Below are 14,885 nucleotides of genomic sequence, written 5' to 3' on the forward strand. Positions count from 1 at the left end.
TCGGCGCGGTGGTGCCTCATGCCGGCACGCAGCGTAGCGAAGTGCCGGCATGAGCCGGCCCGGCTTCGGTGCGGGTGACCTCCCGGCGGTGTTCCCGGACTGGTCGCCCTACCAGGATCTCGAATCGGCGGCCCGGGCCTACCTGCGGGACCCGGACGTGGCGCTGGAGGCGCTCGGCGGGGTGCTGCGGGGTGCGTCGGTGCTCGGCTTCACCCTGGAACGTTTCGTCAACGAGGTGAACGGGGTGTGGCAGGAGGTCGTCGTCTGCGACGGCAGCCGGCTCATCCTCTGGCACGGCGAGGACGTCCCTCCGGGGGAGGGGCCGCCCGGGTCGATGACCTCGTCGCTGCGGGTGGTGCCGGTCTCCACGGTCACCGAGGTGGGCTGCCGGCGCCGGCTCACCCGCGGTGACAACGGCGAGATCCGGGTCGACAGCATCGACGTCTACCTGCTGCTGACCTCGCTGGACGAGGCCCCGCCGAGCGAGGAGACGGCCGGTGCGCCCCGGCACGACGCGCTGCGGTTCGGCAAGACCCTCGACGACGGCGGCGCCGGGCAGATCGCCCGGCTGGAGGAGTTCGCCCGGCTGGTCGCCTCGGTGGTCGGGCGTCCCCTGCTCTGAGCGGCCGGCGGGGTCCCGGCCCGGCCCCTGGTCCGGGGGTGCGCGGCGTCGTCGGGGCGGCCCGCCGGCGGGCAGGCCGGCCGGTCAGTCCTCGGCGTCGGGGCCGGCGACCTCGGCGCCGTCGCTGCCGCGCACCACGTGGATGCACTCGCCGGGACACTCCCGCGCCGAGTCGATCACCTCGAGGCGCAGGTGCGCGGGGACGTCGACCCGGCTGCCCGGGGCCTGGCGCAGCTCACCGTCGGCCCCCTTGACGTAGGCCAGGCCGTCGACGTCGAACTCGAAGACCTCCGGGGCGTACTGCACGCAGAGCCCGTCGCCGGTGCAGAGGTCCTGATCGACCCAGACCTGCAGCTGGTCGGTCGCGACCTCGGCCACGGACGCACCCCCCATGTTCTCCCGTCCCACACCCCGACGGTACCGGAACGCCCGTACGGCCCCACCGGCCCACCCTTGGCGATCAAGGTTCGGTGACGAGGGCGTTGCGCGGGACCGAATCGGCCTCATAGCGGCTAGTGTTAGGGCAGAACGTTCAAGCCCCCCGGGGAGGTGGGACGTGGCACGCAGCGACGACGCGGACTCGCGCGCCGCACGGTGGGAGAAGGAGGCCCACGATCTCTCCACGCAGGTCGCGTTCCTGCAAGAGGAACTCGCTCTGGTGCGGCGCAAGTTGACCGAAAGCCCCCGACACGTCCGGCAGCTCGAAGAGCGGCTGGCGGCCACCCAGGCACAGTTGGCGCGGCTGACCGAGAACAACGACCGGCTCGTGAGCACCCTCAAGGAGGCTCGCGCGCAGATCGTGACGCTCAAGGAGGAGATCGACCGCCTCGCGCAACCGCCGAGTGGCTACGGCGTCTTCCTGGCGCGACACGACGACGGCACGGTGGACGTCTTCACCGGCGGCCGCAAGCTCCGGGTGGCCGTCTCGCCCTCGCTCGACGTGGCCGAGCTGCGGCGCGGCCAGGAGGTCCTGCTCAACGACGCGCTCAACATCGTCGACGCGTTCGGCTACGAGCGGGTCGGCGAGGTGGTGATGCTCAAGGAGATCCTCGAGGGTCCCGGGGGCGCTCCGGGCGACCGGGCGCTGGTGGTCTCCCACTCCGACGAGGAGCGGATCGTCCACCTGGCCGAATCCCTGATCGGCTCGGCGATCCGGGCCGGCGACTCGCTCATGATCGAACCGCGCTCGGCGTACGCCTACGAGCGGATCCCCAAGAGCGAGGTCGAGGAACTGGTCCTCGAGGAGGTGCCCGACGTCGACTACACCGACATCGGCGGCCTCCAGTCGCAGATCGAGCAGATCCGCGACGCGGTGGAGCTGCCCTTCCTGCACGCCGACCTGTTCCGGGAGCACCAGCTCCGCCCGCCGAAGGGCATCCTGCTCTACGGCCCGCCCGGCTGCGGCAAGACGCTCATCGCCAAGGCGGTGGCGAACTCGTTGGCCAAGAAGATCGCCGAGCGGCGCGGTGAGGAGAAGCACACCAGCTACTTCCTCAACATCAAGGGTCCCGAGCTGCTCAACAAGTACGTCGGCGAGACCGAGCGGCACATCCGGCTGATCTTCCAGCGGGCCCGGGAGAAGGCCGGCGAGGGCACCCCGGTCATCGTGTTCTTCGACGAGATGGACTCGGTCTTCCGCACCCGCGGCTCCGGCGTCTCCTCCGACGTGGAGAACACCATCGTCCCGCAGCTGCTCAGCGAGATCGACGGCGTCGAGGGCCTGGAGAACGTCATCGTCATCGGCGCCTCCAACCGGGAAGACATGATCGACCCGGCGATCCTGCGACCCGGCCGGCTCGATGTGAAGATCAAGATCGAGCGGCCGGACGCCGAGGCGGCGAAGGACATCTTCTCCAAGTACATCCTGTCCGGGCTGCCGCTGCACCCGGACGACCTGGCCGAGCACGGCGGCGACCCCCAGGCCACCGTCGCGGCCATGATCGACGCGGTCGTGCTGCGGATGTACTCGGAGACCGAGGAGAACCGGTTCCTTGAGGTCACCTACGCCAACGGCGACAAGGAAGTCCTCTACTTCAAGGACTTCAACTCCGGCGCGATGATCCAGAACATCGTCGACCGGGGCAAGAAGATGGCCATCAAGGAGTTCCTCACCTCCGGCCGCAAGGGGCTGCGCCTGCAGCACCTGCTCGACGCCTGCGTCGACGAGTTCCGCGAGAACGAGGACCTGCCCAACACCACCAACCCGGACGACTGGGCCCGCATCTCCGGCAAGAAGGGGGAGCGGATCGTCTACATCCGCACCCTCGTCTCCGGTGGCAAGGGCGCCGAGGCCGGCCGGTCCATCGAGACCGCCAGCAACACCGGCCAGTACCTGTAACCGGCCCGAGCGAACGGGGTCCGCGGCGCGCGCCGCGGACCCCGTCGTCGGGTCACCAGACGTTCATCCCGTCGGCGCGCCCGGCGGGCGGGACGCCGGAGGCGTCGGTAAGCTTCCGGGTACCGCCTATTCGACCCGCCGAGGATCCGCGTGCCGTCCGAGCTCACCGTCGTCGAACCGCCGGCCACGGCGACCGGTGACGCGCACCCGCCCACCCCGAGCCGACGCCGCTGGCGGCGACCGCTGCTGGTCCTGGCGCCGCTCGCGGCGGCCTGGGCCGTACCCGTCATCGTGCACGCCCTGCACCAGGACTGGCTGCTGCCCCCGCTGGTCCTGCTCGCCACGGCGAGCATCCTGCGCGGCGGCCGTACCCTGATCGACCGGCTGGTGCTGGCCCTCGCGCTGCTCCTCGGCGCGGCCACCGCCGGCGGGCTGCTCTTCACGGTCTGGCCCTGGGGCATGCGACCGGTGCCGCTGGCCGGCCTGGCGCTCACCCTGCTCGTCCTCGCCGCGATCGCGCTGCGTCGGCGTCCCCGCCTGCCGCGCCCCGGCTGGGTCGACCTGTTCCCCGTCGCCGGCACCGCCGCGATGACCGGCTACCTCGCCGGCCCCTGGCAGCGCGCCACCGACCTCGCCGGCCAGCTGACCATCCTCAGCCGCGGCGAGGACAACTGGCGGCACCTGGCGCTCTTCGACGTGCTGGGCCGCCTCGGCGGCTACGCCTTCCTCGACCCCGCCGCCGGCGACCAGATCCTCTCCCAGCTCCGCTACTACCCGCAGGGCTGGCACCTGGTCACCGCCATGCTCGACGGATTCCTCGTGCCCGTCGGCGGCACGCCCCGCGGCCCGGCGGCCGTCGAGCACTACGCCGGCTGGATGATGGCCGGCTTCGGACTGCTCGTGTTCGCCCTGCTCTGGGCCGCGCAGCGCATCTCCGGACCCATCCACCCGCTGCACCGCACCGTGCTGACCGTGGTCGTCGGCGCGCTCGTCCTCGGCACCCAACTGCCCCGGCTGCTCATCGCCGGCTTCCCGACCGAGGTCCTCGGACTCGCGCTGACGGTGCTCCTCGCCGCGCTGGTCGGGCGGCCGCTGGCCGGCACCCGGGAACAGATCGTGCTGCTCGGCGCGCTGCTCGTCGCCGTCGGATTCACCTACTACCTCTTCCTCCCGCCCGCTGCCGTGCTGGTGCTCTGCTGGGTGGTCGCGCACTGGCGGGAGGCGCTGCGCCGCTGGGTGAGCGTGCTCCTGATCGGCCTGGCGAGCACCGGCCTCGCCCTGATCGCGCCGCTGCTCGGCGTGCTCCGGGCCGGTCAGACCGAGGCGCTGGTCGTCGCCTCCGGCGTGGAAGCCGTCATCGAGTCCTGGCGCGCCCTCGGCTGGCTCGGCGGCATCGTCGGGATCGCCCTGATCGCGCAGGTCCGTCGCGTCGATCCCGCCTGGCGCCGCTGGCTGCTCGTCTGCGTCGTCGGGGTCGCCCTGCCACTCGGCGTCGCCTGGTACAACACCGCCTCCGGCGGGCAGCCCGGCTACTACTTCAACAAGGCCACCCACCTGGCCACGGCGCTGCTCATCGTCGGCACCGCCGCCGTGGTGCGGCTGCTGCCCGTACCCCGGCCCGCCCGGACCCGGCGCGGGGTGGGCTCCACCGCCGCCGGCGTGCTGAGCGCGGTGGTCGTCATGGCCGTCGCGGTCGGGCTCTGCGGCGTCACCGGATGGCAGCGCAGCCTGCTCGTGGCGAACGAGCAGACCTGGACGCAGCGCTGGGTCCACCAGGACCTGCACCTGCCGTCCAGAGTGGCCTGGATCTGCGCCGAGGCCCAGCGGCGCTACCCTGACGTGCCCGGCACCACCACGATCGTCGTGGACCGCGGCCCCTATCGTGCCTATTTCGAGACGCTCTGCCTCTCGGCCCTGCACGGCACCACCGCGCGCACCGAACCCGGCGTCTACAACCTTCCCTTCGTCGAGCCCGACCGGACCCTGCAGATCGTGCCCCGGATCTCCGGGCCGATCCGGCTGATCGCCACCGATCCGCGGGCCGAGCGCCGGATCCGGTGGATGCTCAGGAACGACCCCCGGCTGCGCGAGCGGGTCGCCTGGGTGCCCCTCACCGTGCCCGAGTGCGAGGTGCTTCCCCTGACCACGACTGCCGGCACCGAGCCGGAGACACCAGATTCGGCTGAGGCGGCGTGCCCCCCGGCATCCTGAGGCGGACTACGCTCGACTGGACGGGGGACCGGTCGGGCGAGCGAAGCGGGTAGGTTGATGAGCGTAAGACGGATCATGGGCAGCGAGGTCGAGTACGGCATCTCCGTACCGGGCCAGGCCGGGGCCAACCCGATGGTCACCTCGTCCCAGGTGGTCAACGCCTACGGGGCGCGCCCGGAACTCAACCGCGGCGGGCGGGCCCGCTGGGACTACGAGGAGGAGTCGCCGCTGCGCGACGCGCGGGGCTTCACCTACTCCGGGGCCGCCTACGACCCGGCCGAGGCGCTGGCCGACGAGGACCTCGGCCTGGCGAACGTGATACTCACCAACGGCGCCCGGCTGTACGTCGACCACGCCCACCCGGAGTACTCCACCCCCGAGGTGACCAACCCGCGGGACCTGGTCCGCTGGGACAAGGCCGGCGAGCGGGTGATGGCCGAGGCGTCCCGCCGCGCCGCCACCATCCCCGGCACCCAGCCGATCCACCTCTACAAGAACAACACCGACAACAAGGGCGCCAGCTACGGCGCCCACGAGAATTACCTGATGCGCCGGCAGACCCCGTTCGCGGACATCGTGGCGTACCTGACCCCGTTCTTCGTCACCCGCCAGATCGTCTGCGGCGCGGGCCGGGTCGGCATCGGCCAGGACGGCGGGCAGAGCGGCTTCCAGATCTCCCAGCGGGCCGACTTCTTCGAGGTCGAGGTCGGGCTGGAGACCACCCTCAAGCGGCCGATCATCAACACCCGCGACGAGCCGCACGCCGACGCCGACAAGTACCGCCGGCTGCACGTCATCATCGGCGACGCCAACCTGTCGGAGATCTCGACCTACCTCAAGGTCGGCACCACGGCGCTGATCCTCACCATGATCGAGGAGAAGGCGCTCGGCTCCGACCTCGGCATCGCCGACCCGGTCAGCGAGCTGCGCGCGGTCAGCCACGACCCGTCCCTGTCCCACCTCATGCGGCTGCGCGACGGGCGCCGGCTGACCGCCCTGGACGTGCAGTGGGCCTACTACGAGCGGGTCCGGTCCTTTGTCGACGACCGCTACGGCACGGATGCCGACGAGCAGACCGTGGACGTGCTGGCCCGCTGGGAGGGCGTGCTGGACCGGCTCGGCCGGGACGTGATGCTCTGCGCCGACGAGCTGGACTGGGTGGCCAAGCTGCGGCTGCTGGAGGGCTACCGGGAGCGGGAGAAGCTCGGCTGGGGCTCGCACAAGCTCCAACTGGTCGACCTGCAGTACTCCGACGTCCGTCCGGAGAAGGGCCTCTACCACCGGCTGGTCTCGCGCGGGGCGATGAAGACGCTGCTGACCGACGAGCAGACCCGCACCGCGATGACCGAGCCGCCGGAGGACACCCGCGCCTACTTCCGCGGCCGCTGCCTGGCCCAGTACGCCTCCGAGGTGGTCGCCGCCAGCTGGGACTCGGTCATCTTCGACGTGGGCCGGGAGTCGCTGGTGCGGGTGCCGATGATGGAGCCGGAACGGGGCACCCGCAAGCACGTCGGCGAGCTCTTCGACCGCTGCCCCAGCGCCAAGGACCTGCTGGAGACCCTCACCGGCGGCTGACCGTGCCGCGCCGGTCCGGCGCGGGCCCGCCGGCGGGCGACGGCGACCGTCGTATGCCCGCCCGGCGGCGGTGCCGGCCCGTGGCCCGTCGCGCGCCCACCCGGCGCGCGACGGGCCTTTCGTCGCTCCCGCGAGGTAAGTTCATCGCAGACGATCGTGGAGGAGGCAGCAATGGCCACTCGTGACAGCGGCGGCCAGTCGCAGACCGGCAAGTCCCGGCAGGGCGAGGAGATCGAGGACGTCACCACCGAGGCGAACCCGGAGGTCGCCGAGCGGCACGCCGAGATCACCGAGGACGTCGACGACCTGCTCGACGAGATCGACTCCGTCCTGGAGGAGAACGCAGAGGAATTCGTGAGAGGGTACGTGCAGAAAGGTGGACAATGACGCTTGTGTCCGATTCGCCGCAAGCGTCGGACAAGGTCTGTCCCCAGTGCGGCCGTTCGCTACCCGCGTCGGCCTTCCACCGCAACAAGCGCCGGCCCGACGGGCTCGCGTTCTACTGTAAGACCTGCGCGGCGGCCCGCTCCGAGGCGAGCCGCCGCAAGCGCGGGATCGCTGTGCAGCGGCGGGCTCCGGAGCCGGTCGCGGACGGACTCAAGTGGTGCCCGGACTGTCAGCAGACCAAGCCACTGGAGGACTTCCCGCGAACCAGGAAGGGCAGCGCACGGCACAGCTACTGCAAGCCCTGTCACAACATGCGAGGTCGCGAGAGCAAGGAACGGCTCTACGGCGGCAACCGGGAGTACCACCTGCGGCGGCGTTACGGCGTGGGGCAGAAGGAGTTCGACGAGCTCCTGGCCGAGCAGGGCGGGGTCTGTGCCATCTGCGGCGGCGCGGACCCGCAACATCTGGACCACGATCATCGCACCGGATGGGTGCGCGGGATACTCTGCTTCAACTGCAACGGAGGTCTTGGTCAGTTCCGCGACGATCAGGCGCGGCTGGCCGGGGCGATCACATATCTGAGAGGAACCACGTGGCAGCGGGTTTTGATCCATCCGGGCGTCTACCAGATGTGTTCACCAACGCGGGGACGTCCTCCTTCACCACGTTCCTGAGCAAGGTGGCCCCCGACATGCTGCCCGGCCGTCGGCCGCTGCCGCCGGGCATGGCCGCCGACCTGGCGCCGCACGCCACGACCATCGTGGCCATCTCGGCGGCCGGTGGCGTGGTGATGGCCGGCGACCGGCGGGCCACCATGGGCAACCTGATCGCCCAGCGGGACATCGAGAAGGTGCACCCGGCCGACGCGTACTCGCTGGTCGGCATCGCGGGCACCGCCGGCATCGGCATCGAGCTGATGCGACTGTTCCAGGTGGAGCTGGAGCACTACGAGAAGATCGAGGGCGCGATGCTCTCGCTCGACGGCAAGGCCAACCGGCTCGCCTCGATGATCCGGGGCAACCTGGGCGCGGCGATGCAGGGGCTGGCGGTCATCCCGCTCTTCGCCGGCTTCGACCTGGCCTACGCGGACCCGGCGAAGGCCGGCCGCATCTTCAGCTTCGACGTCACCGGTGGCCCCTACGAGGAGACCGGCTACGACGCGATCGGCTCCGGCTCGCTGTTCGCCAAGTCCGCCCTCAAGAAGCGGTACCGGGCCGGGCTCTCGATCGACGACGCGGTCCGGCTCGCGGTGGAGGCGCTCTACGACGCGGCCGACGACGACACCGCGACCGGCGGGCCGGACCTGACCCGGCGGATCTACCCGGTGGTGATGACCGCGACGGCGGAGGGCACCCACCGGCTAACCGACGCCGAGACGTCGGCGGTCGCCGAGAGCGTGGTCTCGGGCCGGATGGAGAACCCGGGCGGCTGATCGCCGTCCTCCCAGTCATCAGTCGTCAGCACAGCGCCGTAAGGAGAACCGCCGCCGTGGCCATGCAGTTCTACGCCTCGCCCGAGCAGATCATGCGCGACCGCTCCGAGCTGGCCCGCAAGGGCATCGCCCGGGGGCGCAGCGCGGTGGTCCTGAGTTACGAGGGCGGGGTGCTCTTCGTCGCGGAGAACCTCTCCAGCGCCCTGCACAAGGTCAGCGAGATCTACGACCGGATCGGTTTCGCGGCCGTCGGCCGCTACAACGAGTTCGAGAACCTGCGCCGCGCGGGCGTACGGATGGCCGACCTGAACGGGTTGAGCTACGACCGGCGCGACGTCACCGGCCGGGGGCTCGCGAACGCCTTCGCGCAGACCCTCGGCGCGATCTTCACCGAGCAGTCCAAGCCGTTCGAGGTGGAGATCTGCGTGGCGCAGGTCGGTGCCACCGCCGACGACGACGAGATCTACCGGCTCACCTACGACGGCTCGGTCAACGACGAGCCGGGTCGGATGGCCATGGGTGGGCAGGCCGAGGCGATCACCGGCGTGCTCAAGTCGCAGCACCGGCCGGACATGTCGCTCGCCGACGCGGTCAAGGTGGCGGTGCAGGCGCTCAGCAGCGTCGGCGGCGAGGGCGGCGCGGCCCGGACCATCGCGGCGAACCAGCTGGAGGTGGCGGTGCTCGACCGCCGCCGGGTCGGCCGGACCTTCCGCCGGATCACCGGCGCCGCGTTGACCGGGCTGCTGGACGGCGACGCGGCCAAGGCGGAGGAGGCGGCCGCCGCCGGTGGGCCGGAGACGCCGACGGTGCCGACCGAGGAGGCGCACAAGCCGAGCACCTCCGCGGCGTCCGCCGATCTGGAGGACAAGCCGGGTCAGCCCGCCGACGAGTAGAACGTCGCTTCGCGCCGGGGTCCGGGTTTCCGGGCCCCGGCGCTCGCGTTCGCGCCCCGGTGCCGGCCTACCGGCCGCCGGCGGCCGCGGTGTCGGGGGTCAGCGCCGGCGCAGCAGCGGCCGGACCAGCGCCCAGTAGGCGGCGGCGATGACGTTGAAGACGGCCATGCCGGGCGGCGCCTCGACGTTGGACGGGGCGACCTTCGCGGTCATCAGCTCGGCGATGACGCCGTCGGGGACGGTCCGTTCCTGCTGGAGGCGGCGGCGGCGGGCGCGCACCCAGGCCCGGTTGGTCCAGAGCCAGCGCCAGCCGCGGACCTTCTCCTTCGGCCAGCCGCCGAGCAGCGCGGCGACGAGCATGGCCGCCTCGGAGAGCAGCAGCATCGGCGCCAGCAGCACCAGGGTCCGCGTCTCGTACGCGGTGAGCAGGGAGAGCAGCCGGTTCCGCTCGACCAGGTACACCTTGAGCGAGTTGCGGGAGAACTCGTAGTGGTGCACGACGACGGCGTCCGGGACGTACTCCAGGCGGAGCCCGCGCTGCCAGAGGCGGAGGCTGAGTTCGGTGTCCTCGTGGTAGGCGAAGTACTCGGCGGGGAAGCCGTCCAGTTCCTGCCAGCGCGGCCGGTCGATGACGAAGCAGCAGCCGCTGAGCGAGGGCACGGTGGTGCGGACGGCGTGCGCGCTGGCCGGCTCGCCGTTGCCGCCGGCCCAGGAGAGCCCGATGAAGTGCAGCGGGTTCCCGGAGGTGTTGATCAGCTCCGGGTTCTCGGCGAGGCGGATGGAGGCCATCGCGGCGCCGACGCCGGGCTCCGCGGCGACGGCGACGACCTTGGCGAGCGCGTCGGGGGCGACGATCGCGTCGGAGTTGACGAAGGCCAGCCACTCGCCGGTGGCCTCGGCCGCGCCGACCCGGCAGCCGCCGGCGTACCCGGTGTTGGCCTCGGGGCGGATGACCCGGACACCGGGCAGCCCCTTGACGATGTCGATGCCGTCGCCGGTGCAGCCGTTGTCGACGACGATCAGCTCGATCTCGACGTCGGTGCTGGCCAGTACGGCCCGGGCGGCGTCGACCAGATACGGCTCGGCGCCGTAGGCCAGCATCACCGCGGAGACCTGGGGGCGGATCATCGGATGCCTCCGGATACGCCGGCCACGGCGGCGTCGAGCGGCCGGGCCGGGGTGGGGACGGGACGGAAGCCGCGCCGCAGCAGCACCGCCATGGTGACGGCGACCACCGCGGAGCCGACGGCGTAGCCGAGCTCCACCCGCAGCGCGACGGTGAGCGGGGCGAGCGTCGCGGCGACCAGCGCCGCCACGCCGAGGGTCCAGGCGAGGGCCTGGGCCCGGTGCCGGTTCAGGGCGAGCAGGGCCTGGCCGAGCACCATCGACCAGAGGTAGGCGAGGGTGGCCGCGGCGAGGCAGGCGAAGTCGACCTGGTCGAGCACGGCGGGCGCGTCGAAGAGGGCCCGGACCAGCCAGGGGCCGAGCAGGACGGCGCCGACCGCGCCGAGCAGCCCGAGCGCGGTGACCAGCCCCAGCGCCCGGCGCAGCAGGCCGTGGAAGGCCGCCCGGTCGCCGGTGGTGGCCGTGGTGGCCAGGCCGGGCAGCAGGGACGCCTGCAACGAGCCGAACACGAACAGCGGGATCCGCACCAGCACCAGCGCGGACAGCAGCGCCCCGGCGGTGGCCACGTCGTCGGGGGCGAGCAGCCGGACGTTGATCACGCCGACGTTCACCACGACCTGGGAGAGCAGGCTGGAGACGGTCAGCAGCCCGAAACCGCGCAGCAGCGCGCCCCAGGGGACCGATGCCCCGCCGCCGACCGCGCGCAGCACCGGCGGGAGGGTGAGCAGCACGCTGGCCAGCGGGGCGACCACCAGCACCACTCCGTACCACAGCGGGGAGGTGACGCCGGCGAGCCCGAGCAGCGCGACCATGGCGATGCGCAACCCGCCGTCGAGGCCGAGCTGGGTGCCGTACCAGGGGAAGAGCTGCAGGCCGGAGAGGACGCCGCGGGTGGTGTAGGCCACCCCCATGGCGGCCATCGACCCGATCAGCACGAGCACCATGTCGCCGTCGCCGGCGAAGAGCCGGTCGGCGAGCACGCGGTAACCCGCGACGACGGCGAGCACCATCAGCGCGAGCACCCCGGCGGCGAGGGCGGCGCCGCGGGCCAGCACCGGGCCGGGCGGCAGGCCCTGCGTGCGGCGGGCCGCGACGACCCGGGCGACCTCCTGCTCGACCGGGATGAACACGCCGATGCCGAGGGTGAACACGATCGACCAGAGCACCGAGAGCGAGCTGTAGTCGGCCTCGTCGAGGCTGTGGCCGGCGACCGCGAGGTGGACGTAGGAGGCCAGCCCGAGCAGGGCCAGCCCGGCACCGACGGCCAGGGTGCCGGGCGGGACGAGGGTGAGCAGCCGCCGCATCACTGGCGGATGAGCGCCAGCGTGAGCACCACGAACGCCCGGCCGAGGTAGATCATGGCCTTGGCGGGGGAGTGGCTGGGCGTGCCGGCCATCCGCTTGCGCATGGCCACCGGCACCTGCCGGATCTTGTAGCCGCGGCGGGCGGTGTGCACCAGCGTCTCGACGGTGTCGCCGAGGTACTCCGCCGGGTACCAGCGGGCGAACATCTCGATCACCCGCCGGTTGGCGGCGCGGAAGCCGGAGGTGGTGTCGGTGAGCTTGGTGCGGGCCACCCGGGACAGCACCGCGGAGAGCATCACCATGGCCCAGCGGCGCGGGCCGCGGACGGAGTAGTCGCCCTCGCCGGCGAACCGGGCGCCGATCACCAGGTCGTTGTCGTCGAGCAGGTCGACCAGCTTCGGCACGTAGCGGGGGTCGTGCTGGCCGTCGGCGTCGATTTGGATGGCGACGTCGTAGCCGTGGTCGCGGGCGTACCGGTAGCCGAGCCGCATGGCCCCGCCGACGCCGAGGTTGTAGGGCAGCTGGGCGACCCGCGCTCCGGCGGCGGCGGCGACGGCGGCGGTCCGGTCGGTGGAGCCGTCGTCGACGACCAGCACGTCCACGCCGGGCAGCTCGCCGCGCACCTCGCCGACCACGTCGGCGATCGAGCCGGACTCGTTGAGCGCCGGGATGATGATCAGAACCCGCTTGCCGTTAACCATCGTGGGACACCAGTTCGTCTCGGGCCGCCCGCTCGGCCGCGATCTCGGCGCGGAGCAGGGCGAATTCTTCGGCCAGGGTGCGCGTCTCCTCCTCCAGCGCGCTGACCTCCCAGCTCAGGTGCACACAGACCAGGAGCAGGAAGACGATGCCGAGGAAGAGCACGAGGCTGACGCCGGAGGCGACGCCGAGCATCCCGGCCACGCTGTCCAGCAGCCGGGGGAAGAGCGAGAGCGGGATGACGACCAGCAGCACGCCGAGCCAGAGCATGCCGTACTTCTCCCGGAGCTGACGGCGGCGCAGCAGCTCGACGATGGTGCCGAGCAGCAGCAGACCGGTCAGGCCGGTGACGAGGGTGAGCTTCATGCGACCTTCCACGGGGCGGGTGGAGCGGCGGAGGCGAACGCGTCGGCCAGGGTGGTGTGCCAGTCCGGAAGCGGCGGCAGACCCGCGGCGGCCCAACGGCCGTGCCCTAGCACACTGTACGCCGGTCTGGGGGCGGGACGGCGAAACCGGTCGCTGGTGGTGGGTCGGATCCGGTCCGGGTCGAGGCCGCGCAGCGCGAACGCCGCGCGGGCCAGCCCGTACCAGGTGGTCCGGCCCGAGCAGGTGCCGTGGTAGACGCCGGGCGCGGCCCGGCCGGCCAGCCCTGCGTCACCGAGCGCGACCAGCTGCGCCGCCAGGGCGTACGACCAGGTGGGCTGGCCGTACTGGTCGTCGACCACCTCGAGCTGCTCGCGTTGCTCGGCGAGCCGCAGCATGGTGGCGACGAAATTGGGGCCGTGCGCGCCGTAGAGCCAGGCGGTGCGCACCACGTAGCCGGTTTCGGGGAGAAATCGGGCAACGGCCCGCTCCCCGGCCAGCTTCGACCGGCCGTACGCGTTGACCGGCGCGGTCGGCGCGTCCTCGGCGTACGGGGTGTCGGCGTCGCCGGGGAAGACGTAGTCGGTGGAGACGTGCACCAGCCGGGCGCCGGTGGCCGCGCAGGCGGCGGCGAGGTGGCCGACGCCGTCGCCGTTGACCGCGGTGGCGGCCGCCTCGTGCTCCTCGGCCCCGTCCACGTCGGTCCACGCCGCGGTGTTGATCACCAGGTCGTGCCCGGCGACGGCGGCGCGGACCGCGGCGGCGTCGGTGATGTCGAGCTCGGCCCGGGTGGCGGCGGTCACCTTCAGGTCGGGCCGGGCGCCGAGCACCGCGAGCAGGTCCCGGCCGAGCATGCCGCCCGCACCGGTGACCAGCAGCCGGCTCATGCGGCGGGGGCCGACTTCAGCGGCTCCCACCAGGCCCGGTTGTCGCGGTACCACTGCACGGTGTCGGCGAGGCCGCGGTCCAGGTCGATGCTCGGGGCGTACCCCAGCTCCTCGCTGATCTTGGTGATGTCCAGCGAGTAGCGGCGGTCGTGGCCCTTGCGGTCGGCGACCGGGACGACCCGGTCCCAGTCGGCGCCGCAGGCCGCCAGCAGCCGGCCGGTGAGCTCCTTGTTGGTCAGCTCGGTGCCGCCGCCGATGTTGTAGACCTCGCCCGCGCGCCCCTTCTGCTGCACCAGCGCGATGCCCCGGCAGTGGTCGTGCACGTGCAGCCAGTCCCGGACGTTGCCGCCGTCGCCGTAGAGCGGCACCGTCCCGCCGTCGAGCAGGTTGGTGACGAACAGCGGGATGACCTTCTCCGGGAACTGGTACGGCCCGTAGTTGTTGGAGCAGCGGGTGACCACCACGTCCATGCCGTGGGTGCGGTGGTAGGCCAGCGCGAGCAGGTCGGAGCCGGCCTTGGAGGCCGAGTACGGGGAGTTCGGGGCCAGCGGCCAGGTCTCCGTCCAGGAGCCCTCGTCGATCGAGCCGTAGACCTCGTCGGTGGAGACGTGCACGAAGCGGCCGGTGCCGTGCCGCAGCGCGGCGTCGAGCAGGGTCTGGGTGCCCAGCACGTTGGTGGTCACGAACGGCGCGGCGCCGGCGATCGAGCGGTCGACGTGCGACTCGGCGGCGAAGTGCACGATCACGTCGTGACCGGCCACCACCTCGTCGACCAGGGCCGGGTCGCAGATGTCGCCCTGCACGAAGCGGAACCGGGGGTCGTCCCGCACCGGCGCCAGGTTGGCCAGGTTGCCCGAGTAGGTCAACTTGTCCAGCACGGTCACGGCGGCCGGTTCGATCGCGGGCACTCCGGCGCCGCTGCCGAGGGGCACGCCCAGCAGCATGCGGACGTACTCCGACCCGATGAATCCGGCTCCGCCGGTGACGAGGATCCTCACGGGTCCGGAAGTGTACGCGACGTGTCGACGGGGCCGGGGGACGCGGACCCC

The 14,885-nt window shown here is 72.2% G+C and carries 15 protein-coding genes; 8 read left to right on the forward strand and 7 right to left on the reverse strand.

The window, feature by feature from the left end; genetic code table 11:
• Positions 1–49: 49 nt before the first annotated feature.
• Positions 50–622: a hypothetical protein gene (locus ACVCAH_RS14400; protein ID WP_447136617.1), complete on the forward strand. Its 573-nt coding sequence runs from the start codon at positions 50–52 to the stop codon at positions 620–622.
• An 84-nt stretch (positions 623–706) separates the two neighbouring features.
• Here ACVCAH_RS14400 and ACVCAH_RS14405 read toward each other — a convergent pair whose 3' ends face one another.
• Positions 707–1,000, reverse strand: coding sequence for a ferredoxin (locus tag ACVCAH_RS14405; protein WP_447136618.1), 294 nt, complete (start codon positions 998–1,000; stop codon positions 707–709).
• A gap of 178 nt (positions 1,001–1,178) precedes the next feature.
• On the opposite strand from ACVCAH_RS14405, the gene arc reads away from it, so the two are divergent.
• The 7 genes from arc to prcA all read left to right on the forward strand — a co-directional run bounded on the left by arc (position 1,179) and on the right by prcA (position 9,458).
• On the forward strand, positions 1,179–2,960 hold the full coding sequence (arc, locus tag ACVCAH_RS14410; RefSeq protein WP_447136619.1) for a proteasome ATPase: 1,782 nt from the start codon (positions 1,179–1,181) through the stop codon (positions 2,958–2,960).
• A 150-nt stretch (positions 2,961–3,110) separates the two neighbouring features.
• Positions 3,111–5,171: a hypothetical protein gene (locus ACVCAH_RS14415; protein WP_447136620.1), complete on the forward strand. Its 2,061-nt coding sequence runs from the start codon at positions 3,111–3,113 to the stop codon at positions 5,169–5,171.
• A gap of 57 nt (positions 5,172–5,228) precedes the next feature.
• Complete coding sequence (gene dop, locus ACVCAH_RS14420) at positions 5,229–6,746, forward strand: depupylase/deamidase Dop (RefSeq protein ID WP_447136621.1); 1,518 nt, start codon at positions 5,229–5,231, stop codon at positions 6,744–6,746.
• 171 nt (positions 6,747–6,917) lie between these two features.
• The gene (locus tag ACVCAH_RS14425) at positions 6,918–7,133 is read left to right on the forward strand and encodes a ubiquitin-like protein Pup (protein WP_441157557.1); all 216 of its coding nucleotides are present in this window, start codon (positions 6,918–6,920) and stop codon (positions 7,131–7,133) included.
• Positions 7,130–7,807, forward strand: a complete 678-nt coding sequence (locus tag ACVCAH_RS14430; RefSeq protein WP_447136622.1) for an endonuclease VII domain-containing protein — start codon at positions 7,130–7,132, stop codon at positions 7,805–7,807. The genes ACVCAH_RS14425 and ACVCAH_RS14430 overlap by 4 nt, the downstream gene beginning before the upstream one ends.
• Positions 7,726–8,565, forward strand: a complete 840-nt coding sequence (prcB, locus tag ACVCAH_RS14435) for a proteasome subunit beta (RefSeq protein WP_447136623.1) — start codon at positions 7,726–7,728, stop codon at positions 8,563–8,565. Before ACVCAH_RS14430 ends, prcB begins: the two co-directional genes overlap by 82 nt.
• Before the next feature lie 56 nt (positions 8,566–8,621).
• Positions 8,622–9,458: a proteasome subunit alpha gene (gene prcA / locus ACVCAH_RS14440; RefSeq protein ID WP_447136624.1), complete on the forward strand. Its 837-nt coding sequence runs from the start codon at positions 8,622–8,624 to the stop codon at positions 9,456–9,458.
• 99 nt (positions 9,459–9,557) lie between these two features.
• On the opposite strand, the gene ACVCAH_RS14445 is transcribed toward prcA, so the two are convergent.
• The 6 genes from ACVCAH_RS14445 to rfbB are packed head-to-tail and all read right to left on the reverse strand — an operon-like array spanning position 9,558 to position 14,834.
• The gene (locus tag ACVCAH_RS14445) at positions 9,558–10,586 is read right to left on the reverse strand and encodes a glycosyltransferase family 2 protein (RefSeq protein ID WP_447136625.1); all 1,029 of its coding nucleotides are present in this window, start codon (positions 10,584–10,586) and stop codon (positions 9,558–9,560) included.
• Positions 10,583–11,887 carry a polysaccharide biosynthesis protein gene (locus ACVCAH_RS14450; RefSeq protein WP_447136626.1) on the reverse strand — a complete coding sequence of 435 codons (1,305 nt, stop codon included), beginning with the start codon at positions 11,885–11,887 and terminating at the stop codon, positions 10,583–10,585. The genes ACVCAH_RS14445 and ACVCAH_RS14450 overlap by 4 nt, the downstream gene beginning before the upstream one ends.
• Positions 11,887–12,588, reverse strand: a complete 702-nt coding sequence (locus ACVCAH_RS14455; RefSeq protein ID WP_447136627.1) for a glycosyltransferase family 2 protein — start codon at positions 12,586–12,588, stop codon at positions 11,887–11,889. Before ACVCAH_RS14455 ends, ACVCAH_RS14450 begins: the two co-directional genes overlap by 1 nt.
• Positions 12,581–12,952, reverse strand: coding sequence for a DUF2304 family protein (locus ACVCAH_RS14460; RefSeq protein ID WP_447136628.1), 372 nt, complete (start codon positions 12,950–12,952; stop codon positions 12,581–12,583). Before ACVCAH_RS14460 ends, ACVCAH_RS14455 begins: the two co-directional genes overlap by 8 nt.
• A complete protein-coding gene (gene rfbD, locus ACVCAH_RS14465) occupies positions 12,949–13,836 on the reverse strand; it encodes a dTDP-4-dehydrorhamnose reductase (protein ID WP_447136629.1) in 888 nt (295 codons plus the stop codon). The genes ACVCAH_RS14460 and rfbD overlap by 4 nt, the downstream gene beginning before the upstream one ends.
• Positions 13,833–14,834: a dTDP-glucose 4,6-dehydratase gene (rfbB, locus tag ACVCAH_RS14470; RefSeq protein WP_447136630.1), complete on the reverse strand. Its 1,002-nt coding sequence runs from the start codon at positions 14,832–14,834 to the stop codon at positions 13,833–13,835. The genes rfbD and rfbB overlap by 4 nt, the downstream gene beginning before the upstream one ends.
• Between the last annotated feature and the right edge of the window lie 51 nt (positions 14,835–14,885).

The organism is Micromonospora sp. LZ34, assembly GCF_052981855.1.